Annotated in this window: 16 protein-coding genes and 3 pseudogenes; 10 read left to right on the top strand and 9 right to left on the bottom strand. The window is 55.2% G+C overall.

Annotated features, from left to right (window positions below; genetic code table 11):
• Positions 1-291: 291 nt before the first annotated feature.
• From PH547_RS31160 to PH547_RS33890, 4 genes and pseudogenes are all read left to right on the top strand, one after another.
• On the top strand, positions 292-735 hold the full coding sequence (locus tag PH547_RS31160) for a pseudoazurin (RefSeq protein ID WP_004125898.1): 444 nt from the start codon (positions 292-294) through the stop codon (positions 733-735).
• Between the two features lie 23 nt (positions 736-758).
• Positions 759-2,111, top strand: coding sequence for an STM4012 family radical SAM protein (locus PH547_RS31155; RefSeq protein WP_184805572.1), 1,353 nt, complete (start codon positions 759-761; stop codon positions 2,109-2,111).
• Entirely contained in the window at positions 2,108-3,076 is a 969-nt protein-coding gene (locus PH547_RS31150) for a class I SAM-dependent methyltransferase (RefSeq protein WP_004125894.1), read from the top strand. Before PH547_RS31155 ends, PH547_RS31150 begins: the two co-directional genes overlap by 4 nt.
• A gap of 29 nt (positions 3,077-3,105) precedes the next feature.
• Positions 3,106-3,627, top strand: a pseudogene (locus PH547_RS33890) (MFS transporter); the annotation flags it as partial.
• A 140-nt stretch (positions 3,628-3,767) separates the two neighbouring features.
• On the opposite strand, the gene PH547_RS31145 reads toward PH547_RS33890, so the two are convergent.
• Positions 3,768-4,522, bottom strand: a protein-coding gene (locus tag PH547_RS31145) for an IS5 family transposase (RefSeq protein WP_425349206.1) whose coding sequence is annotated in 2 segments (ribosomal slippage) — positions 3,768-4,178 and positions 4,181-4,522 — 753 coding nt in all. Because the reading frame shifts where the segments join, the coding sequence is not laid out codon by codon here.
• Between the two features lie 98 nt (positions 4,523-4,620).
• Here PH547_RS31145 and PH547_RS31140 point away from each other — a divergent pair.
• The 3 genes from PH547_RS31140 (at position 4,621) to PH547_RS31130 (ending at position 7,777) form a co-directional block, all read left to right on the top strand.
• Entirely contained in the window at positions 4,621-4,989 is a 369-nt protein-coding gene (locus PH547_RS31140) for an MFS transporter (RefSeq protein ID WP_184805569.1), read from the top strand.
• A 549-nt stretch (positions 4,990-5,538) separates the two neighbouring features.
• Positions 5,539-6,231: a carbonic anhydrase gene (locus PH547_RS31135; protein ID WP_004125890.1), complete on the top strand. Its 693-nt coding sequence runs from the start codon at positions 5,539-5,541 to the stop codon at positions 6,229-6,231.
• A gap of 4 nt (positions 6,232-6,235) precedes the next feature.
• Positions 6,236-7,777 (top strand): SulP family inorganic anion transporter, encoded by a 1,542-nt coding sequence (locus PH547_RS31130; protein WP_184805567.1) that lies wholly within the window; start codon positions 6,236-6,238, stop codon positions 7,775-7,777.
• Positions 7,778-8,242: 465 nt separating this feature from the next.
• Here the strand turns inward: PH547_RS31130 and PH547_RS31125 are convergent, their stop codons facing one another.
• The 5 genes from PH547_RS31125 to PH547_RS31105 form a co-directional block, all read right to left on the bottom strand.
• Complete coding sequence (locus PH547_RS31125) at positions 8,243-9,682, bottom strand: amino acid permease (RefSeq protein ID WP_004125885.1); 1,440 nt, start codon at positions 9,680-9,682, stop codon at positions 8,243-8,245.
• 174 nt (positions 9,683-9,856) lie between these two features.
• Entirely contained in the window at positions 9,857-11,065 is a 1,209-nt protein-coding gene (locus tag PH547_RS31120) for a beta-ketoacyl-[acyl-carrier-protein] synthase family protein (RefSeq protein ID WP_120764296.1), read from the bottom strand.
• Positions 11,066-11,347: an acyl carrier protein gene (locus PH547_RS31115; RefSeq protein WP_004125878.1), complete on the bottom strand. Its 282-nt coding sequence runs from the start codon at positions 11,345-11,347 to the stop codon at positions 11,066-11,068.
• Between the two features lie 95 nt (positions 11,348-11,442).
• Entirely contained in the window at positions 11,443-13,368 is a 1,926-nt protein-coding gene (locus PH547_RS31110) for an acyltransferase family protein (protein ID WP_184805565.1), read from the bottom strand.
• A 172-nt stretch (positions 13,369-13,540) separates the two neighbouring features.
• Positions 13,541-14,131, bottom strand: coding sequence for a NodA family N-acyltransferase (locus PH547_RS31105; protein ID WP_004125869.1), 591 nt, complete (start codon positions 14,129-14,131; stop codon positions 13,541-13,543).
• Between the two features lie 491 nt (positions 14,132-14,622).
• Between PH547_RS31105 and PH547_RS31100 the strand changes: the two are divergent.
• Positions 14,623-14,842 (top strand): annotated as a pseudogene (locus PH547_RS31100) (hypothetical protein).
• A gap of 603 nt (positions 14,843-15,445) precedes the next feature.
• Here PH547_RS31100 and PH547_RS31095 read toward each other — a convergent pair.
• The gene (locus tag PH547_RS31095; RefSeq protein WP_004112928.1) at positions 15,446-16,495 is read right to left on the bottom strand and encodes an AraC family transcriptional regulator; all 1,050 of its coding nucleotides are present in this window, start codon (positions 16,493-16,495) and stop codon (positions 15,446-15,448) included.
• Positions 16,496-16,700: 205 nt separating this feature from the next.
• Positions 16,701-17,639 (bottom strand): LysR family transcriptional regulator, encoded by a 939-nt coding sequence (locus tag PH547_RS31090; RefSeq protein ID WP_004112925.1) that lies wholly within the window; start codon positions 17,637-17,639, stop codon positions 16,701-16,703.
• A gap of 1,179 nt (positions 17,640-18,818) precedes the next feature.
• Here PH547_RS31090 and PH547_RS31085 point away from each other — a divergent pair.
• Entirely contained in the window at positions 18,819-19,271 is a 453-nt protein-coding gene (locus PH547_RS31085; protein WP_004112919.1) for an SgcJ/EcaC family oxidoreductase, read from the top strand.
• Positions 19,272-20,185: 914 nt separating this feature from the next.
• Positions 20,186-21,202, top strand: a pseudogene (locus PH547_RS31080) (radical SAM protein); the annotation flags it as partial.
• Positions 21,203-21,299: 97 nt separating this feature from the next.
• Here PH547_RS31080 and PH547_RS31075 read toward each other — a convergent pair.
• A partial coding sequence (locus PH547_RS31075; protein ID WP_285170303.1) for a transposase domain-containing protein occupies positions 21,300-21,500 on the bottom strand: 201 nt, incomplete at its 5' end.

Here is a 21,500-nt window from a genome sequence, read left to right as displayed (position 1 = left end):
CACTTTTGGGAACTATTCGCACGTGACGGGCACTCAGTCCTTGATCTCTCTCAACGAACGCCGCGATTTTGTTTGATGATCACCTGATTGCATCCAACTGCGCTTTGATCACCCGCGGATGAGGCGCCCCTCGAGTGCCGCAGCGACTTCGTCCGCGCGCGGATGGACACCGGCGCGCGGGCTTGACGTAGAAATTGATCAAAGATTGCTCGATCTCAAGGAATGTCAGCCCGTTCGCGCCTAAAGCTTCGGGCGGACAATTAATCGGGCTATCGCGAAAGGAGATCAGAAATGGGTTTGAAAATCTGTCCGATCGTCGCAACGGCGATGCTGACCGCATCAGCGATGCCACTGATGGCGGCGGACCACCAAATCCGGATGTTGAACAGGGGCACGGACGGCGCAATGGTTTTTGAGCCAGGTTTCACGAAGATCGCACCAGGCGACACGGTGACGTTTATTCCGGTTGATAAGGGACACAATGTCGAAACGTTCAAAGGTTTGATCCCAAAAGGCGCACCGGAGTTCAAATCTAAAGCGAACGAGGAATATCGCGCAAAACTCGATATGCCCGGGGCCTATGTGGTGAAATGCACGCCGCATATGAGCTTGGGCATGGTGGCCCTCATTCAAGTTGGCGACAGCCCCACCAATCTCGATGCCATCAAGACTGCAACCGTTCCAAATCTCGTGCGCAAGCGCCTTGACGCCGACCTCGCGCAGATTGCCGAATAGTGCCGGCCGCAGGAGAAAGGAGCATGCAATCATTTGCAAATTCCTTGAGGGAAGCCATCGGCAAAGGCGACCTCAAGGCGTATGTATACAGCTACCCCCCAAAACGGACATATAAAGAGCTTGAAAACATTCGATTGAGCGATGTGTGGGATTCAAACGACCAGGCGCCGGTAGCGTTATACATACATGTGCCATTTTGCCGATATAGGTGCACCTATTGCACGCTCTTTCTGACCACGCGGCACACGGAGGATCTTATTCGACGTTATGTCGAAAAGATCTGCTGGCAGATAAGCCTTTATGCAACATTTGCCGGTCACAGATCTGTCGCATCGGTCTATATCGGCGGCGGAACCCCAACTCTCCTGCCCATCGATCGGCTGGCCCAGATTTTCTCTTCCGTTCGAGATGGCTTTCCAAATATCGACCGTTCGACCGAGGTGTGCGTCGAAGGATCTCCCGACACTGTGTCGGGGGAACTGCTTGATTTTTTGAAGAACCAAGGCGTGAACCGGATCAGCATGGGAATCCAAACGATGGATTCCGTCGAACTGAGAGCGTCCGGCCGCCCATATCAGGTTTCTGTGTCGATTTCGTCCATTGAAGCAGTTCGCAAGCGTTTCGATAACTTCAATCTCGACTTGATCTACGGCCTCTTCCGTCAAACGCCGGAAAGTTGGAAGCGCTCGCTGGAGCAGATTTTGTCCTTTCGGCCAACAACCGTTTCGCTTTATCCGGCGATCAGCCGGCCGCTCACTGCTATGCAAAAGCAGCAGCGATCTCGACCGCAAGAATATGTGGAAGACCGCCTCAAATATGAGATCTACGACAGCAATGTCGATTTTATGCAGGACAATGAGTATCGACAGGAATCTTTCACCCGTTTTACCTGCCTTCCAGAAGGCACCAGCGCCTACGGCCAGGAAACCTCTGACTTCCTCGGTGTTCCGATGATAGGCATCGGAGCAGGCGCGCGAAGTTATAACGGGAAATATCACTACAGCCTCGACTATGCCGTCGCGCTGAAGAATGTCGGCAAAGCCATCGACGATTATATACATCTCGAGATGACTAGTCGGAATTTGCTGAAATACGGAGTTATATTAGACGAATCCGAAGAACGGTTGAGATATTTTATACTTAACCTTACGCTCAACCAGCTTTCAGAAGCAGATTATTCACGACGATTCGGACGGGACCTCCGCGCCGATTTTTTGGAGGTGATAGATGCTCTGGAAGTCGAAGGCTGCATCGATTTGCGGGGCGATGGCGCCATTCCCCTGACCCGGAAAGGTTACAAGTACAGCAACCTGATAGCGCATCATCTCTTCTCGGACCACGTGAAAATCCGTGAAGAAAGGTACGTTCCTAAATGAAAAACAGCGAGCGGTTTTGGGAACGAGGCTATTCGGATCCCAACGTCTGGACGATGGGCGGGCCAAGCGTCGAAGTCTATGAGATAGAACAGCAACTGCCAAGAAACGCAATGGTCGTCGACCTAGGATGCGGCGAAGGCAGGAACGCTCTCTTTCTTGCATTCAGGGGGCATGCGGTAACTGCATTGGAACCGTCATCGAGCGCGGTCAGAAAACTGCGATCGGTTGCAGACGAACATTCGTTGAATATCGATGTGATCGAAGGGAGAATCGAGGATTTCGTCCCTGATGAGAGATACGACCTGGCTTTGGCACACTCGTCGTTGCACTTTGTGACCAAGGATGTGTGGGTTCCGTTGATCAACGAGTTGAGACAACGGACCAACGAGGGTGGATTTCACAATTTTACATCGATCATCGGGACTTCCCGGTATCCGGTCCCGTACGAGTGCCGGCACGCGAATTCATTTGATCGGGGCGATCTCGACTCACTCTATGCAGACTGGCAGGTACTACGCTCTGATTTTTACGCGAAATGGGATTCCCATCCCGGGATTGCGACGCATGTCCACGCCGTAGAAAAGTTCCTCTCTAGAAAGGCAGGACCCGACGGCCCTTTGCCATTCACCAAAGTCGACCTGTCGAACAGCGACGCTCTGCCTGGCGATTTGTTCGAAAAGATCCCGCTCGGGATCCACGTTGAGGACCTCAGACTGTTATGCAACCGGCCGACGACGGTCAATCGGATCGAAATGCCCGGACTGAACCTTACCTCGCCAATCGAACTGACCCGCGGCTATGCTGTTGAAGAGTGGTTCTTTGGCAAGCATGCGCTTCAATTCACGCAAGGCGTGCTGACGGGCAAGTACGAGTACTTTACGCAGCCGATCTCGTTGCAAACTGTTCCCAGGGCGTCCAATCGGTATGAGGCAGGAGCCCATCTCGGCCCGCAAAAAACTGATTGAAGTCAGGGCATACGAGGACTGATGAGAGCATGGGGCAGAGCTGGTGGAAAAGAGACCGCGCAAGCGCCGGCCAATCCAGCGCAGTTGGCGGTATGAATCGAATTCTCGTACTCACTACTGCTGTGTTTATCACAGGATTGGCCGAGAACGTTTTCATCGGGGTGCTGCCGAATGTAGCCGGCAGCCTTGGAGTAGGCGAGTCCGAAGCAAGTATCCTCATTTCAGTGTTCTCGGTCACCTACGCGTTCTTCGCGCCGATAGCTACACTGATTTCCTATCGCTTCGATGTAAAACCGACGCTCCTCGCGGCCATGTCAATCTTTGCAGGGAGCAATGTGCCGGTTGTGATCGGTGGATCGGGGCTGCTCCCAATAAGCGCCTCGAGGATCATCACGGCTATGGCTTGCGCGCAGATATCGGTATGCGCCGTCGGTTGTGCAGTTCAGATCGTCTCGGAAAGATATCGAGCTCGTGCCATAGCCTCCGTGTACCTTGGAATAAGCGGCTCGCTTTTTTTGGGGGTACCTCTGGGCGTGTGGATTACACATTTGATTGGTTGGCGCCGCCGTAGGCCTTGCAATGATTGGCCTATCTGTCGTCGCTATATGGCTTGTAATCGTCGTGCTACCGAATGTCGGGTCGCCGAGCAAGCGCTCGCCTTTTGGCAAACTGTATCTAGGGTCCGGACTCACTACAGCCACCAGATGACGGCTGCGGCGAGAGCGACGGCACCCATGAAGTTTTTGATGTTGCGATCGAAGCGGGTGGAGAGGCGACGCCAATCCTTGAGACGGCAGAACATGCGCTCGATGACGTTGCGCTGCTTGTAAACGGCGCGGTCGTACTCGTACTGGACCTTGCGGTTTCGACGTGGCGGGATCACAGCCTCGGTACCGCGCTCGTCGAGCCACTCGCGCAGAGCCTGGCTGTCATAGCCCTTGTCCGCGACGAGCTCCGCGGAGGGCGGCAGGGCTTCGATACACAGCCTTGCCACCTTGCAGTCATGGACGTTGCCGGGCGTCAGGAGCAGGACGTGAGGGCGACCTTTCGCGTCGCAGACGGCATGGAGCTTGGTGTTCCGTCCGCCTTTCGTGCGGCCGATACCATGAGCCAAGGCCCCCCTTTTCCGCCGCCTGCGCAGCGGTGGGCCTTGATGCAGCTACTATCGATGAACAATCGCTCCGGCGCATCTTCGGCGCCGGCGAGTGCGCTGAAGATGCCTTCCCAGATGCCGCGCTCGGACCAGCGAACGAAGCGATTGTAGAGCGTCTTCTTCGGTCCATAGACGTCGGCGCAGTCCGCCCAGCGGCCACCACATCGCAGGGCATGGACGATTCCGCTCAACACGCGACGATCGTCCACGCGCGGCTTGCCCCGCACATCCGTTGGCAGCAGCGGTTCGATCCGTTCCCACTGCGCATCGGAAAACCAAAAGAAATCAGACATCTCACCGCCCTTTCGTCGCGGCAATGAATCATGTCTCAGCGCTCAAGGAAAGCCAATTATGGGTCCGGACCCTAGCTCATTTCCGGGATCGCAATCAGATGATGGCGCAGTGTGTTTCTATTTTGTTCATTGCAGGTCATTTCACCCTCTTCAGTTATTTGACCTCTTACGCCGCGAGCAAGGGGTTCTTCGGGCCACACTGGGAGGCCTTTCTTTACGCCGTTTTCGGGTCGTCGGGCATGGCGGGGGGCGTGCTGGCCGGTATTCTTTCTGACCTCGCAGGTCGTCGGCTCGCGCTGGTCGCGAGCCCTGCAATCTATCTCGTCACAACGTTGCTGCTATGCGTGTCAGAAAGCAGCATCTTTTTTTCGCCAGCCTTTCAATTTGGGGATGCGCGAGCTGGTCGATTTCGCCGATCGTCCAGAGCGATATTGCGGATCTCGGCCGAAGCCCGAGCGACATTATAATCGGTGCGAATGTCACCGCAATGCACGTGGGCGTTGCCGGCGGTACCGTAGTCGGCGGCAGGCTTATTGCAAATTATGACTTGTCGGTGCTGCCGATCGGGGCGGCAGGCCTAGCTGCGATGGCTTTGGCCGCGGCGATCTTGTCGGTCAGAACCTCGCATTGATACTGCGGTGCTGGTCCGTAGTCGCGCGCCCCTACTCGTCGTTATTCTTACGAGCGGGCGTAGAACCATGGCTCCCAGACTCGGCATTGCGCCTCAATCCGAGCAAGCAAGGAACTATGAAGTTCTAAAATTTTGCATTGCAGCATCACATTGATCTGGGGACCTACGATCAAGCGCTCGCGCTCACTGGATGTCTGGAATGACTACAGCGACAAGCTGTCGTCAATGACTGAGCATGCTCGTATTAGTGCGAAACAAACGAGGCGATCGACGTCTTGGCATCCTCTTTGCGTATCACACTTCCATCTCGCAGTTGCGAAATGATTGCGGATTCCGACGATCGCGCGCGCCCTGCTTCCATCCACCCCGACAATGAGGACTTGCTATGGGTGATCTACTAAAAGGAATCTCGAACTTCCGCGGTGCCGTGTTCCCGAACTACCAGGCACTTTACCGCAAGCTTGCGCAAGAGGGACAGCAGCCGCACGCCTTGATGATTTCGTGCGCCGACAGTCGAGTCTTGCCCGAAACCATTACCCAGTCAGGACCAGGTGAGCTGTTCGTATGCCGCAATGCCGGAAATATCGTTCCACCATTTTCAACCGCAAACGGTGGCGTTTCGTCAGCAATAGAATATGCCGTCGTAGCTCTCGCGGTTCGAGACATCATCGTTTGTGGCCATTCCGATTGTGGCGCGATGAAAGGGCTCTGCCGTCCCGAATTGCTAAAGTCCATGCCCAACGTCGCCGCTTGGCTAAAGCATGGTTACGCTGCGCATTCGATCGTTTGCCAAGCCTATCCGGCCGACCTTTCCGAACGTCAAAAGGTCCGCGCTATCGCTATGGAGAACGTCATTGTTCAGCTTGACCACCTGCGCACACATCCTTCCGTTGCAGCAAGGCTTGCGACCAATGACATGACGCTGCACGGGTGGTTTTTCGATATCGAAACGGGAGAGGTGGAGGTTTACGACGGGTCGGCCGCCCGCTTCACAAAGATACGCGAGGACGGGCCGTTACCGGTCGCCGTTACCGGTCGCGATCGGCCGCAAGTCCTAGCCGCAGTTGCAGCGGAGTAGTGCCATGACCAATAACAGCTTCGTTTTTTCGCGCGATTTCGCCTCGTCGCTTGTCGTCTTTTTCGTTGCTATCCCGCTTTGCCTTGGAATTGCAGTTGCCTCTGGCGTGCCTGTTGCCATGGGCCTGATATCAGGCATCGTCGGCGGCATTGTCGTGGGCTTGCTGGCGGGTTCGCCCCTGCAAGTATCGGGCCCTGCCGCTGGTCTGGCGGTCATCGTCTTCGGCTTTGTCGAACAATATGGAGTGGCCATGCTCGGGCCGGTCCTGATCGTTGCTGGACTTTTGCAGATCCTTGCCGCGTTCCTGAAGATCGGATCATGGTTTCGGGCAATCTCGCCCGCTGTCGTTCACGGTATGCTCGCCGGTATCGGCATTCTGATCATCCTCGGACAAATACACGTTTTGATGGGGGCCAAACCGGCTGCGGGGGGCATTGAAAACGTCGTGGCGATGGAACGAACATTCGGACATCTTTGGGGAGGCGGCATGACGAGCGAATCCGTCGACTTGCTTATAGGGCTGATTTCCTTGCTCGCGATGATCGGCTGGGAAAAATTCAGGCCCAACCGGCTGAGGCTGGTCCCGAGTGCGCTGGTAGGCGTTGCCATCGGAACTACATTAACGGCTGTATTGCGGCTACCGATTGCCAGGGTCGAGGTTCCTGCATCTCTAGCAAACAGCATTTCATTGCCGACAGTGGAAAGTTTCGCGAATATGGCTCAGCCTGGAATCGTCGTCACATCGCTGGTGATTGCGGTCATCGCCAGTGCGGAATCATTGCTGTCGTCTGCGGCTGTCGACCGGATGCATGACGGCGCCAGCACACGCTTCAACAAGGAGCTTTTTGCACAAGGTATTGGCAACGGGCTCTGCGGACTGCTCGGTGGTCTGCCGATCACTGGTGTTATCGTACGCTCCTCGGCAAATATCCAAGCCGGGGCGCGTACACGGGCATCGGCTGTCCTGCATGGCGTCTGGATTCTTGGCCTTACGGTGTTGCTGCCGCAATTGCTTTCCATGGTGCCGCTGACGGCCCTGGCCGCAATACTGCTCGTGACGGGTTGGCGGCTGATCAGCCTTCATCACGTGCGCGATCTCTTCGATCATCATGGTTGGCTTCCCGTGGGCATCTGGATTGCGACTGTTGCGATGGTCGTACTGCAAGTCCTGCTCGTGGGTGTTGCTCTAGGTTTGACGCTCTCGATTTTCGAGATCCTTCCTTATCTGCGGCGCAAGCTTGCTATCGATCGAATGGAAGATGCTGAGACGGTTCATCTGACGCTTGGTGGCGTTGCGACTTGCAGGGATGTTCCCGCGCTCCTTAATACTTTGGAATCGCTTCCAGCTGGTTGCACAGTCCGGATCGCCAGCAGCGATTTGCACTATGTGGACCATATCTGCGCAGAGACCTTACGCGACTGGCTTAAGCGGCAGAAAAAATTAGGTCGCACGGTCGATATTCAGCATCCACCCGCCGGCCGCCATCCGCGGCTGGTGCCAATCTTCAAGCGATTGACCGCCGAGACCGCCGACCCGACAGGATAAGTGGCAGGGACTGCTGAACAGCGGATGGGCGAAGACATTCTCAGCCATCCGGACCTTCTGCCGTGATCAACCGCCTCGCAAATTATAATTTAGAGAACCTTGCATGTTTCTCCTTAGATTTTGAGGTCCGTCCGCTGGCCAGCTTAAAAGGAGCGACCGTCGTGTCTGGCTTCGAAATGGCGTGCTGAACGTCGCATTGTTAGGCCGGCCCGCGGTTCGTTTTTGAGCCTTTGCAAGATAGCGAAGGAACAGCTCCGGTGCTTGATTGGCAGCCGGCCGTGTGGTGTTTCTGACAATTCGTGGTTCTTCCTACAAACTCGCCAATACGAACCAGGAACCCGGTGGCGCATCTGCCACTTTCTTGAGTTACACGAGCAGGTCTTCGGAAAAGGCGATCAGGGGACGACGCATCGGCAGCATGGCGCACTGGCGTCTCGCAGCTTCTTATCCGGCGGAAACTCTTCATCATATTTGATCAAGACCATTTACGCCCTCGCCGGGCAATCGCGAGCGCCGTGCCTTTTTGACTACTACATAGGCGATTGCGAGCAATACGAACCACAGCGGCGTAACCTTCAAGGCGATAGCCGTGTCCGGCTTCTGCGCCAAAGCCCACAAGATAAAGGTGAAGAAGCCGAAGACCATCGCGACAGCGGCACGTCCGCCGGGCATTTTGAAGGTCGATTTTTCGTGTAAGTCAGGCCGCTTGCGGCGATATTGCAGGTAAGATGCAAGGATGATCGACCAAATAAAGATGATAAGCACTGCAGAAACCGTCGTGACGATCGTGAAAGCCTCGATGACATTGTCTCCGGAATAAAGCAGGCCGATCCCCGCCAGCAGAAAGACGCACGAGAAGAACAAGGCATTTACCGGGACCTTCCTTCGGTTCAACTTGCCGAATAAGCCCGGCGCCAGCCGGAGGGTCGCAAGTCCGTAGACCATGCGCGATGTTGAATATATGCCTGAGTTGGCACTTGATGCCGCCGAGGTCAGTACGACGAAATTCACCACATGGGCGGCAATACCGAGGCCGGCAAGCGAAAACATAGCGACAAACGGGCTCGAATTCGGATCGACTTGATTCCATGGAATGACCGTGAGGATGACGAACAGGGCACCGAGATAGAAGAGTGCCACACGGACCGGAATCGAGTTGATTGCCTTCGGCAGGTTGCGGGTCGAGTCTTTGGTCTCTGCCGCGGTCATTCCAACGAGTTCGATACCCGCAAAGGCAAACACAGCAATTTGGAAACCGGCAACGAAGCCGTGGAAGCCGTTCGGAAAGAAGCCGCCATGCAGCCATAGATGCGAGACCGATGCCCTGCTTCCATCGGGCAGTGTGAGGCCTGTGGAAAGCATGTAAGCACCGGTAACGATAAGCGACACGATGGTGACGATCTTGATGAGCGCAAACCAGAATTCGATTTCACCGAAATTGCGTACGGTCGGCAGGTTGAGGGCGAGAAGCGTGAATATAAGACCAAGCGCCGGTATCCAGAGCGCCATATCTGGGATCCAGAATGACACGTAGCTGGAGACGGCCACGACGTCGGCCACCCCGGTCACAATCCAGGAGAGCCAGTAGGTCCAGCCGGTGAAAAATTGCGCCCAGGGGCCGAGATAATCCCCGGCGAAATCCGCAAACGAACGATAGTCCGGATTGGATAGCAGGATTTCTCCAAGCGCACGCATGACGAAGAACAGCATGAAGCCGATGATCGCATAGACGAGCAAAATCGAGGGCCCGGCGAGCGAAATGGTCTTTCCTGATCCCATGAAAAGACCGGTTCCAATTGCGCCTCCGATGGCTATAAGCTGGAGGTGCCGGTTGGACAGATGACGTGCAAGATGATCATCCTCTTTTCGATGAGAATCTACGGAGTTCCGTGGTGCTACATTCATTGACTACCTCTCGTCCTTCATGATCGACGCGCCGATGATCGGCCAAACCTCACGGGCGCCAGCAGACAACATCATCCAAGTCAGAGAGCCACTGGCACAGCTCGCGCCAAGACGACTAAGATCCGACGTTCAGCACGGAATCATTAACAGGCAAGGCGAGGAAAACGCCCGGTTCTATACCCGCTTGAATGCCACGACGGCATTCGTGCCACCCATGGCGAAGGCGTTGCTCAGCGCTACGTGTACCTTCCGCTCGCGCGGCACATTGGGAGTAAAGTCGAGATCGCAAGCGGGATCCGGCTCGCGGTGATTGGCGGTCGGCGGCACGACGCCCTCGCGCAGAGCCATCACACAGGCGATCATCTCGAGCGCGCTCGACGCGCCGAGGCAATGCCCATGCACGGATTTGGTTGAAGAGACGGACATTGAGTGGGCATGATGCCGGAAGACACGTTTGATCGCTTCAGTTTCGATCTGATCGTTGGCTCTGGTACCAGTGCCATGCGCATTTACATAATCCACGTCCTCAGCATTCAGCTCAGCATCTAAAAGGCAGGCTCGCATCGCTGCCACTGGCCCTTCGACGGAAGGCGCAACGATGTCGAACGCATCGGCGGAATGACCAGCGCCGGCGATTTCAGCAAGAATTGGGGCACCGCGCCGTGCGGCATGTTGATAGCTTTCCAATACCGCCATGGCCGCACCCTCGCCTAATACCACGCCTCTTCTGTCGGCCGAGAAGGGGCGGCAGGTATCGGGTGCAAGTATACGCAGTGCTTCCCAAGACTTCAGCACGCCCCACACAAGCGGGGCATCGCTGCCGCCAGCAAGCATGACGTCGGCGCGGCCAGGTCTAATCTGATCCACCGCCGAGGCGATGGCATGGTTGGCCGAGGCACAGGCTGACGTGACGCCGAAAACCGGCCCCCTCAAGCCAAGGCTCATGCTGACGTGAGCGGCGGCAGCACTCGGCATAACCTTGGGTGCAGTAAGGATGGCAGCCCGGCGAGCGCCATCTAAAAGAAGAGCACGATAGTTTGCTTCGATCGCTTCCCAGCCGCAGACGCCGACACCTACTGTCGCACCGATGCGATAGGTATTTCCTTCGTCGATGGAGAGTTCGGCATGTCTTGCGGCTTCGCGTGCGGCAATCACGGCAAGCAAGCTGAAGCGGTCCATTGAATTGGATTGCTTCGAATTTAGGCCATGCTCCGGTAGCGTCTTGATCTCGGCGCCGATCATGCCCTTCAACTCGTGAAGTTCTGAATTGGCAATTGGGCCGATAGCTGAACGCCCTTCGCGCATTGCGTCCCAGATGGAGGCGTGGTTGGTTCCGAGCCCGCATAGGCCGCCTATTCCAGTGATAACGACGCGCCTGTCCATTCAAGCCTCCCTTGCTATCAAAGCGCGGACGGCTTCAATGAGATCGCCAACACTTTTAAGATTTGCCCAAGCTTCGGCGGTGTTAAACTCGATGCCGATGTCATAGGCTTGCTCTAGATCCCAGAGGATATCCGCCAGTGTTATCGAATCGATATCGAGCGAGCTCAGTTCGGTCTCAGTCGTTATTTCGTCGTCGCTCAAGGAGGGATCTTTGTCGGTGCCGTGCGCAGCAGCGTTTTTCTTGATCATGGCGATGACGTTATCTGCGATTTGATCTGGCATATTGTCTCCTATCGATTTTTGTTACGACGCATAGGTGGCACCAGGGCGCCTGCCTCTTCCCTCGAAATGGAAGGAGTGCATTGGCCAAACACGCTCTAACGAGCGGCCCTGATCAGCCTCTCAGCAAGATTTGTCTGGCGAGCGATGATCTCAGATCCTTCATAGGAAAGGTGACCGCTATTTCGGTAAAGGAATTTGCCGTCAATCTCGGTTTTGCATGTTGTGCCGTCGCAGAGAAAGTCGTGGTAGGAAACGACTTCTACGTCGGCCTTGAGCGCCACTTCGTTTAACAGCTCGAGGGTACGGGCGCGTCTGCGACGGTATTCACTGACATCTATTTTGCAGTCGCTGTAGCGCCCAAGCATAATGCTTCCCCTCGCCTTCCTCTCCAGGCAATCGCCAATGTCGAAGTTTCCGACTGGCGGAGGAGCAACCACAACCACGCGCTTGCCTAACGCGCGAACACCTTCGACGAGGGCCTTAATCCCCTCAATGGTTATATATTGCGAGACCTTGGCATCGGTGAAAGTCTCACCGTTCCTCTTAAGCACCATATATTCATTCGATACAGGCGTATCGAAAGGGCTTGAAATAGCCACCGTACTGATCTCCGGCCGATTTTTCAAAACGGCCAAAACACGGTCATTGAAGTCAATGCAATCCTCGCCGAAGGCACGAGAAAAGGGTGACGCTAACTCCTTTGAAACCGCAGCAACGCCGATGGCCGGGAAGCATCCGCTCATTGTGAGCTGAGCTAGTCCGCCTTCGCCGATTGTTTTGGCTAAGCCGGGAACCAGCGCCATGGCAAATGAATCGCCCCAGACCAGCAATTCTGGTCTGTTTGTGGTCTGGCAGCTCTTGGGGACGTCCTGAGGAGGCGGACCGGGTTTGAAATCACACGCTCTCGCGAGACCGTAGTTGATCCGCCGGATGGTGGCAAAATCAAACTTGTTCTCGGTTGTGGCTATGGCAACGGAGGGCGAGAAGGCGAGAAGGACCGATGCGGCCGCCAATCCTGAGACCAGCCGGAGACGAGACATGACGTACCCCCGTCGGAATGGCTCCTCCACGAACGAGTAAAGCGCCCAGCTTCCAACAAATGAGAAAGCAACGGCCGCATAGATCGCAAGCGCCGGAGGCTCCGCCAGCCAAACAGCTCTCATATAGACAAGCACGGGCCAGTGGATCAAATAGAGCGAGTAAGAGATGTCGCCAATCCTCGCCATGCCTCGCACGACAATGTTGTCCCGGGTGCGCGCAAGCAGGAAGGTCAGAGTTGCCAAGCAAATCAAAGCGGCATCCACGACTGGATGAGCGAAACCCATTGGGGCAAGGAGGAGAAGCGCGAGTGCTGGGAAACGTAACTTCACAAGCACGGCAGACACCACTGGCATCGTTGGAAGCAATGCGCCAAGTGAACCAATGGACATTTCCCAAGATCGGGTCGGCAGAAGATAAAACACAGCAGATGGGTTCTGGGCGACCAGATAAAAACATAGCGCAAGGCTAGCGACAAGGAACGCCGCTATTCCGATGAGCCACCATCTCCTCGGCGCCAAAGCCAAGAAGAGAGGCAGCAGCAGGTAGTACTGTTCTTCGACGGAGAGCGACCAAAAATGCAGGAGGGGCATCGTTTCGGCGGCGGGGCCGAAATAGTCCACTTGGTACCAAGGAACGATGTTACTGGAAAATGTGAGGGCCCCTATGACCTGATTGCGGAACTCCTGCAGCCCCACGTCCGAAAGCAAAAACGGCGAGGCGACCGTCGTAAGCGCAATGACGATGTAGGCCGCCGGCAATAGACGCTTCGCACGTCGGTAATAGAACTCCGAAAAGCTGAAGCGCGATTGCTCAAGCTGCGTCCGGACCAGCTTGGTGATCAGAAAGCCGGAAATTACGAAAAATACGTCAACGCCAAGATAGCCAGCTGTAAACGGCCCAATACGTGCATGATAGAGGACGACCAGCAAAACAGCCAAGCCACGCAACGCTTGGATATCGGTTCGAAATTCACGCGGCATTGGAGGGACCTGATGTAATTCTCTACTAATTAGATTCGCGATCGTTTGGCCGCAGGGTGGCTTTTAGGTTTCCCCAAGCAAGCCCGCGCTTGGATCAACTCTGATGTTGACCATGAACGCGCTGCTGCCTAGGTGCACTCGACGTATGCGGCGCATTGGCAACCCAGAAGCGTCATAGCTCCGGTCCATTGCGATCGATCATCGAACCAGAAGGCCAATCGGACATTGATCGTCCAATCGGTAGAACGACGACAAGTGCGTCATCGATGCGTGTGGGCGGCTTATCGAGGCGCGGCTCTTGTAAGGTGGACCGCACGCGAACGTGCGGAAAAACCGTCACAGGACCGTAACGGCCGAACCTCCGGATATGTCTTTGCAACTCCGGCCGAACCGTGCCGAATGCAAACGGAACGGCGAGATCCTGGAGTGTTGGAAGCATGGCTCGGATTGAATGGCTTATTCCGAGTCTTTCAAGATCGGTGCGTATCCCGTACAATCCCAACTCAGCCACCGGCAGGTCTATTCCGTCAACTTTAATGAAGCGGCGTAGCAGTCCCAGATGAGCGGCGATCCCGTCAACGTCATAGCCGATGAGGCGAAGTTCGGGTCTCGCTCCGGCCCAGCTTCGACTTCCCTCGAATGGTTTTGCATTAAAGGCCCCGGTTGGTCCATAGGTCGCTCGAAAGAACTTGGCGAGTTCGACATGATCGGCGAGTTCCAGCTCGTTTTCCCAGCATAGTCTCCACCGCATTTGAGAGCACATGCAAAGATCTCCTCTCCCGAGTGTTTTTTGAAGCAGCTGTGCGATGAAAGGCACCGGGTTGAGGGCGCCTAAAAGGCATTCGTCTGCCGCCGGCTGTAGCCCTCATGCCCATAGGATCGCTCGTGGCGCTGGGTTCCTTACTGTTCGGCTTTGCAACCAAATACTTGTCCATTCGCGAACCGCTTGCGATAGCCATCAATGTATTTGATAGTAATCAAACGATGTTCCTTTTTAATGGATCATAACGCTTAATTCGTAAAATCGATTATTTGGATGTGGCGCATCCATGCGATGAATGGATTGCATCCGATAAGTGCGACTAAAGTCCTTATTGAACTCAATGGGCCAACAACGGAGCGTCCGCTTGCACTGTGAGAAAGACTGCTCACACTTATTCGAATCATCATAGTGCTGGATGGCGATGGCCAGCAGTGCCGGCCATTTCGGGAATGGAGGTGTAAAGCGCTCTGCATAAATGGATAGGACGAAAAATGGAAGAAAGCATTGGGATCGACAACCGGGGTGACTTTGGTATCTGGGCTATTGAAGTTGCCAAGCAGATTGTCGGCGAACAGGGTTTTGATCTCGCCAAAGGCTGCGCGTGATGGAACTGAAGACGCAGTCCGGCAAGCAGGCAATGCTCTCGGGCAGGCTATCACCACTGCGCTCATGGACGTCTACGACGGCCTCCTTGAAGGCGCGCGAGACTAAGCCCTCGCAACATTGACGGTGTAGCAATTCGCTCCGGAATGCCCCGTCCGAGCACAGCTGCCTTCACGAATCATCTTCAGCAACGCTGATTAAGAAATTAAGAACGTCGTCGGCTTGGTTCTCTTGTCCCGGGATGAGCTTCGGTCGGCAGCACAGGACGGGCGAACAATGGGATCGAAAGCGGCATACGGCTCGCGATGCAGGCTGTGATCCACTCTGGTGTTCGCCGGCTGCGGCGTGGTTGATACCATGACACCGATTGCTGATGGGTCGGCCGAGGGAATTGCCCCCCTGCATTCTTGCCAATCATTGCGCTCGATCGACAGGCGCCCTGTCATTCCACGTGGCAAGCAATGACGGGGCGGGTGCGCTGACGCGGGTGGCAGTGGTGCGCCAGCGACAGGGCGCCCGGTCTATACCAGACAATCGGTCCGGGAGGAATCCTGTTCGCGAAAAATGAAGATGGTCATAGAGGAGGCATGCAATGATCCGAAAAGACATCGATATCGCTCAATGACACGGGAGAGCGGGGCAGTTAAGGAGACTGCCTGAGGCGCGCACGGCAAGCCGCCACACGCATCCAATCATCTGTCGCGCGAGAGATCATCTGCGCAAGATTGAATGGCCCACCACAGTTTGTGGTTGCCGGCGAGAGCGGGGCTGCATACCCCTGACGCGCTTTCTCGTGTGAGAAGGGCTTTCCCCGTAACTTGCCTTGTACATCGCCGAGAACCGTCCGAAGTGAAGAAATCCCCATTTCAAGCAAATTTCCCTCGTTGTATGCCCGTTCGCCGGATCAAGTAACTCCACCCGCGCCGCCCGCAAACGAAGCATGGCCAAATACGCGGCCGGCGTGGTCTCCCGGAAGGCACGGAACCCGAGTTGCAATGCGCGTGTCGACACCCCCGCGGCTTTCGCGACCATCGGCATTCTGATCGGCTGGCTGATATTGGCTTCCATATATTCAATCGCGCGCCGGACATGCCTGGGGGCTATCATGTAGGGCTTCCTGTCGAGCAGGTGCGAAAGCTTGTGCGGGACAAAGCGTACTATCAGGTCGGCCAAAGCTTGAGTGACGTGCGCCATTGCGATTGGGGATCGAACTGAGGGATCGCGCAACCCACGAATGACGGTCTCCGCGAGAGAGCCGATCATTTGACCGGCCGACGTCGACGTTTCCAATTCCGGCAGAAGGTCCAATGATCCACTGAATGGCGTCTCGAACGTTTGATCAAGCGTCTGCAGAATCACATTCCAGTCGAGCAAAAGCTCGTCAATGACGTTCGATCGGCCATACATCACAACGCTCTCTGGCTCAAGATTGTTGTATAGGAGCAACTTACCGGGTCGAGCGGTGGCTTCGCGCGAGGCGTAGGTCACTCCCATGCCTCCGCTACGCGGTAGCACAATCGACAAATGCTGCACAGCGTTGATGGTAGGCTGGATTTGAAACTCAAACTCGTGTTGATGAAAACCCTTGATCACGGTGGCATAGTCACAGGTCGAAAAATCCAGACTCCACTGGAAGTCATCGACAGGGCTGACCAGCGCGGCTTTATACTCACCAAAGGCAGTACCGAGTGTTTCGATCATGCCATCAAATGACGATCCACCACGCTTAAATGTCAAATGGGGGCTGCTGCTTTGAAACATCCGATACGCCTGTTCGTGGTTGCAATTGGGATACTACACTCTTGGCGAGCCTATTTGCGGTTAGTCGCCGCGGTAACGAATTCAGCTCATAGTCCCATGAAGCCCTGGAAGTCCATCCGCACCTCGTCGTCGTAATAGGCCCAAATCCGCCCAGTAATCTTGTGGGCGGCACCCACTCAAAGACGTTCAGTTTCATTTCGGTCTCCTAAATGTCACTTTCGCGACACATCGAAGGACTTGCTACGCGGCCCGCCTCCTGCAGAATTATCTCACGCATCCAGGTGCTCGCCGGATCGTTTTCATGCGAGGCTGGCCACTGGATGCCCTCGGTGAACGCCGGAAGAGGTATTGGACTTTCCACAATTCGCAAGGGCATAGATGGTGCGAGATGCTTCACCAGTCGCAGAGGCAGAATTGCGAGCCTGTCGGTGCCCAATAGCGCTGCGGGCACCATCCCGAAGCTCTGAACGGCAACTTCGACACGCCTTTTGACACCTCGTTCCGATAAATAAAAGTCCTCAAGCGACTGCTGTTGACCAACCCCAGACTTAGCTGTGACGTGGCCCATCGCCATATACTCTCTGACCGTAAGTTGACCAGATAGTTTCGTATTCGTCGTACAGCCAACGGACACGAACTTTTCGTCGAACAGCTTCGCTCTGGGATGTGCGCTTGACATAAACAATTCCGGAAGAATTAGAAAATCGGCTTTGCCCCGCCGCAGAAGCTGGTCCGGATTATCTGGGAGCGGAATTAACTCGAAACTGACAGCGGGAGCTTCCCTTGCCAGACGCTTTATGATTTTCCGGAAGAATACTGTCGTCATGAAATCACAAAGCGCGATCGTAAAGTGTCGCTCCGGTTCGTCTAATGCGAAGCTATCTGCAGAAATAATGTTGAGTTGAATGTGCTGTAGTGTCTCTCGGACCGCGGAGGCGAGGCTTTCCGCACGTGGCGTCAGGATAAGTTTCCGGTTCTGCATCGTAAACAGGTCATCGCCGAAATAGTCGCGCAGCCGGCGGACGGCGGCACTCATTGCAGGCTGACTGAGATTGATGCTGCGCGCCGCTGCCGAAACGTTGCGTTCCGTCATCAAAGCGTCAAATGCGACGAGAAGATTAAGATCAAGACCCTTGAAACGCATACCGATTTAGCCCCAGAATTATCGTGAGGGTTGAAAAGAACAGTAGTGTTCCGATGTTTGCGGGCAGATCTGACGTCGTGACCTTTCAAAGCAAGATCAATCATTATCGCAAAGACTATTGAGTGCGTAATACGGATATCTTAGGATTGAATTGACCAGTTTTGATTGTAGGCAACCTCACATTCTGGACATTATGGCCTACTGCCTGCCGTTGCATTTTTCACAGTCTTCAGGGTGTTGAGTTTGGCTTCGTCCAGTTTTTTCTGACGGCACTTTGATGGTGCCGCATGGTTTCAACGTCCAACTTCTTGCGTGTCAGATGCTGGACAGGACGGGACCGAACTGGCACATCGTTAATTTCAGTGGGCGAACTTGCCTGGAACGCGGCTTCGAACGAGCTACTGGAAGACATGTCGACACCGTGCTTCAAAAGGGATTCGGGCACGCCGTGCCTCCTGACTGCGACGTGTCTGCCCGGTCGGGTTCAGCTTGCGTTCCAGCAAAATCGCGCAGCAACACCCGGAAGCGCCGAGAGCCCGATCGCTCATCGTCGCTAAATTGTCAGTTGTTTAAAGAAAAGCTCAATTGGCTTGCTCTTCCCTCCAGGCGGTCACAATTTTGCAAAGCCAAATTGCACTCCGCGAACATGTGGGAAGAAGCCCGCGGCGGCCTCCAGAACTCGCTTGAGGAATTCGACATATCAGAGTGCCGGGCACGAAAAATATTCGGTTGCTTGAGTGGAATCACCAACCGCAAAAGTCCAATCGAAGGGCTGCGAGCGGCGACCCTCCCGGACAGGCAAAACCATGTATCCGATAAGGGGCAAAGCGTCGTGGCAAATCATCCTATCTTTTGCATTTGCCGCGACTTGTCATGAAGAAGCTCGTTGATCGAGAGCAGCCCCTAACTTCAGATTGCTGAGATGCGCCGCGGCAGGAGCTTGGCCGGCTCGGCGATTCCTAACGAGGGATGCGCTGTTTAGCGTGTAAATTGATGCCGTGGATGTGTGCTATTCAAACAATCGATTTTGCGAATTGATGGCGGTGCTGCATCAGGCGGACCATTGATTGCAGAGAACCTGGGGCGTCGACGGCACAAGAGTGACGCTGAAAGCAATCAAAAGCAGTCAGGAGAAGCCCTGCCGAGAACTATCGCGCAATCAAAAACCGGAGATGAAGCATGCGTCTTACACTTGCCGCCGCGGCGGTACTTTCCACTTTATCTTTGCAGCAAGCCGTCGCTGGCACTGTAAACTGCGCTCCGATCACCGAGCAGCAGGTAGCAGAATTGTTCGATCGCTGGAATGCGTCGCTCAGAACACTCGACTCCGAAAAAGTTGCCGCGAATTATGCGGAAAATGCGATCCTGCTGCCGACGCTGTCGAACACACCGCGCCTGACACACGAGCAGCGAGCCGCTTATTTCGAGCACTTTCTCAAAAAGCGGCCGAAAGGATCGATCGATCTGCGCGTGATCAGGATCGGATGTAACATGGCAACGGACAGCGGCATTTATACTTTTTCATTCGCCGATGGCACCAAAATTCCCGCACGTTACACCTACACCTATGAATTCATGGACGGAAAATGGATGATTACAGCCCATCACTCCTCATCGATGCCTGAGACATAGGGATGGCTCGAGCACGCGTGCTGGCGATATGCCAGCACACGCTTGCGGTGAACTCCAGCTCATCACTCCAAGCCAGAACTTTCGCCAGCAACACTTGCCTCACTGTTCTTTCTTCCCAACGAAAATCGCTGGATCGTATGACGGGCCATAACGTGAGCTTGAAACCGCCGAAAGGGTCATGGCATGAAGGTCTATGCCGGCGTCATCTTTGAAAAAGCGGCTTCCGGCGGCCTCGTCGACACGTCGTCTCCGTCGTTCTTGCAAAAGCACTGGTCGAAATTGCCGGCGAGGAAGAGGCTGCCGCGGCCCGTCACCTTTTGAGGCCGTTTCTGTCAACCGGCGCCAGGGGCCGAACAGATTCTCCGCCCTTAGCCGGCGCAGCGATCAATCAGAGTACAAATTCAAAGCGTTCGACCAGAGCCCACTCTCAGCAACGGTGCCCGCCTCCTCGGAGAGGCCGATCGCGGGACGGCTCCTCCTCCTTGACGCAGTGCATTGTGGAGCTACGCATCCATCATGCCAAGCGACAAATGGGATTCAAAACATCGAGATGATTGGGCGGCGCGCTTGTCCTATGTCGGACATTGTCGAAAGGACAACGTTGCATTTGGCTTCAAGGCGTTGGGTCATCGTCACAATCCGAATTTAAGCACAAACGTCTTTCGGCATTCGAACTAAGGACAGCTCATTTCAGCGACGTCGATGATACGCAAGTCCTGGATCGTTCACTCGACTGGAATGACCTTTGCGTTTGCGATTTAAGGGCGGCGGGAACGGGCGACCGGCATTGGAAGACGGGAAGCCATGATGCCTGGCGGCGAAAAAGCACCCCTCGAGCGCAGAATCCCATCTGATCGAAAGGAAGACGACGCGTGAAATCTGGACATGATAAGCCGGACTGGAGACGAAAGTCATTGCGCGCCTCATCATCAACTTTCATCTCGAAAAAACATAGCGAGGCGCATTTACCTTGGTATACCATCTATCCAACGATACAGGAGTTTTCCTCTGCAATCGGCGCCCATACGTATGAGGAATGGCTGCGGAGCCTGCCAACCGATGACGCTGTTTCGCTCTATCTGCACATTCCATTTTGCCGCTCGATGTGCTGGTATTGTGGTTTTCCAACGAGCATCACTCGTCTGGATAATTTGATCATCCACTATCTAGCAATGCTCCGTGAGGAGATCCGCTTGGTCGCCGAGCAAGCGCCGAAGGCACTTGGCGTGAGCGACGTGCACTTCGGGGGCGGATCCCCGACCATCATGCCGCCAGCAGACTTCCTGTCGCTAATGGAACTTTTGCGCGGCCACTTCGCGTTCGAGAAAGCGGCTAACATCGCTATCGAGGTCGACCCGCGCACCTTCACCACCGATATGGCCGAAGCCTTGGAGAAAGCCGGTGTGAACCGCGCAAGCGTTGGTGTGCAGAGCTTTGATCCCATCGTACAAAAGGCGATCAACCGGGTTCAGAGCGAGGCGCAGGTGATGACTGCCGTCCAGAACCTTCGCCTGCATGGAATAGGGCGCATCAATTTCGACCTGATGTTTGGATTGCCCTATCAAACAGTCCAGTCCTGTCGCCAGAGCGCGAAGTTAGCTATTGAGATGCGTCCCGACCGTCTCGCGGTCTTCGGTTATTCGCACGATCTATCCTATAGAAAAAATCAGCTCCTGATTGACCGGGCAGCATTGCCCGATATAGCCGGGCGCGCTGAGCAGGCCTCGGTCATGGCCGAAACGTTAGCCGCTGCCGGCTATCTGCAAATCGGGCTCGACCATTTCGCGCTGCCGGATGATGAGCTTGCATTAGCGGAGAGAACTGGTCGTCTGCGGCGCAATTTGCTTGGTTACTCGGCCGAAACACGCCCAACTGTGATCGGCTTCGGCGCGTCGGCCATCGGTCGTTGCGGCGAAGGCTACGTTCAAAACGTATGCGGCGTCCACGCCCCATCGATTTTTCAGTTGCAGTGATCTGAGGTTGATCTACGGCCCGTCAAATGAGCTCACCGAAGAGTACCTGACGAGCTCATTGTGAGGCCTTGATGCGGGCGGCGTAGGCCCAGGGCATGAGGGCATCGATGTCTTTTGCTAGGTGGCCGTTTGCGAGGCTGACGAAGAGATCGCACAGATAGGCGTAGGGTTCAACGCTGTTCATTTTACAAGTGCCGATCAGGCTGGCAAACCGGGCCCAGTTGCGGCCCCCTTCATCGAAGCCGGGTTCATAATG

It is taken from the genome of Rhizobium cerradonense, assembly GCF_030182455.1.
In the GTDB taxonomy this organism is placed as follows: Bacteria; Pseudomonadota; Alphaproteobacteria; order Rhizobiales; family Rhizobiaceae; genus Rhizobium.
Note: the sequence above shows the minus strand (reverse complement) of the source record. Positions and strands in the feature narration are given on the sequence as shown.

What these genes read in the sequence shown, in the direction of transcription:
- PH547_RS31160 (WP_004125898.1), top strand. Translation starts at nt 292, where the DNA reads ATGGGTTTGAAAATCTGTCCGATCGTCGCAACGGCGATGCTGACCGCA.
- PH547_RS31155 (WP_184805572.1), top strand. Translation starts at nt 759, where the DNA reads ATGCAATCATTTGCAAATTCCTTGAGGGAAGCCATCGGCAAAGGCGAC.
- PH547_RS31150 (WP_004125894.1), top strand. Translation starts at nt 2,108, where the DNA reads ATGAAAAACAGCGAGCGGTTTTGGGAACGAGGCTATTCGGATCCCAAC.
- PH547_RS31140 (WP_184805569.1), top strand. Translation starts at nt 4,621, where the DNA reads ATGATGGCGCAGTGTGTTTCTATTTTGTTCATTGCAGGTCATTTCACC.
- PH547_RS31135 (WP_004125890.1), top strand. Translation starts at nt 5,539, where the DNA reads ATGGGTGATCTACTAAAAGGAATCTCGAACTTCCGCGGTGCCGTGTTC.
- PH547_RS31130 (WP_184805567.1), top strand. Translation starts at nt 6,236, where the DNA reads ATGACCAATAACAGCTTCGTTTTTTCGCGCGATTTCGCCTCGTCGCTT.
- PH547_RS31125 (WP_004125885.1), bottom strand. Translation starts at nt 9,682, where the DNA reads ATGAATGTAGCACCACGGAACTCCGTAGATTCTCATCGAAAAGAGGAT.
- PH547_RS31120 (WP_120764296.1), bottom strand. Translation starts at nt 11,065, where the DNA reads ATGGACAGGCGCGTCGTTATCACTGGAATAGGCGGCCTATGCGGGCTC.
- PH547_RS31115 (WP_004125878.1), bottom strand. Translation starts at nt 11,347, where the DNA reads ATGCCAGATCAAATCGCAGATAACGTCATCGCCATGATCAAGAAAAAC.
- PH547_RS31110 (WP_184805565.1), bottom strand. Translation starts at nt 13,368, where the DNA reads ATGCCGCGTGAATTTCGAACCGATATCCAAGCGTTGCGTGGCTTGGCT.
- PH547_RS31105 (WP_004125869.1), bottom strand. Translation starts at nt 14,131, where the DNA reads ATGTGCTCTCAAATGCGGTGGAGACTATGCTGGGAAAACGAGCTGGAA.
- PH547_RS31095 (WP_004112928.1), bottom strand. Translation starts at nt 16,495, where the DNA reads ATGTTTCAAAGCAGCAGCCCCCATTTGACATTTAAGCGTGGTGGATCG.
- PH547_RS31090 (WP_004112925.1), bottom strand. Translation starts at nt 17,639, where the DNA reads ATGCGTTTCAAGGGTCTTGATCTTAATCTTCTCGTCGCATTTGACGCT.
- PH547_RS31085 (WP_004112919.1), top strand. Translation starts at nt 18,819, where the DNA reads ATGCGTCTTACACTTGCCGCCGCGGCGGTACTTTCCACTTTATCTTTG.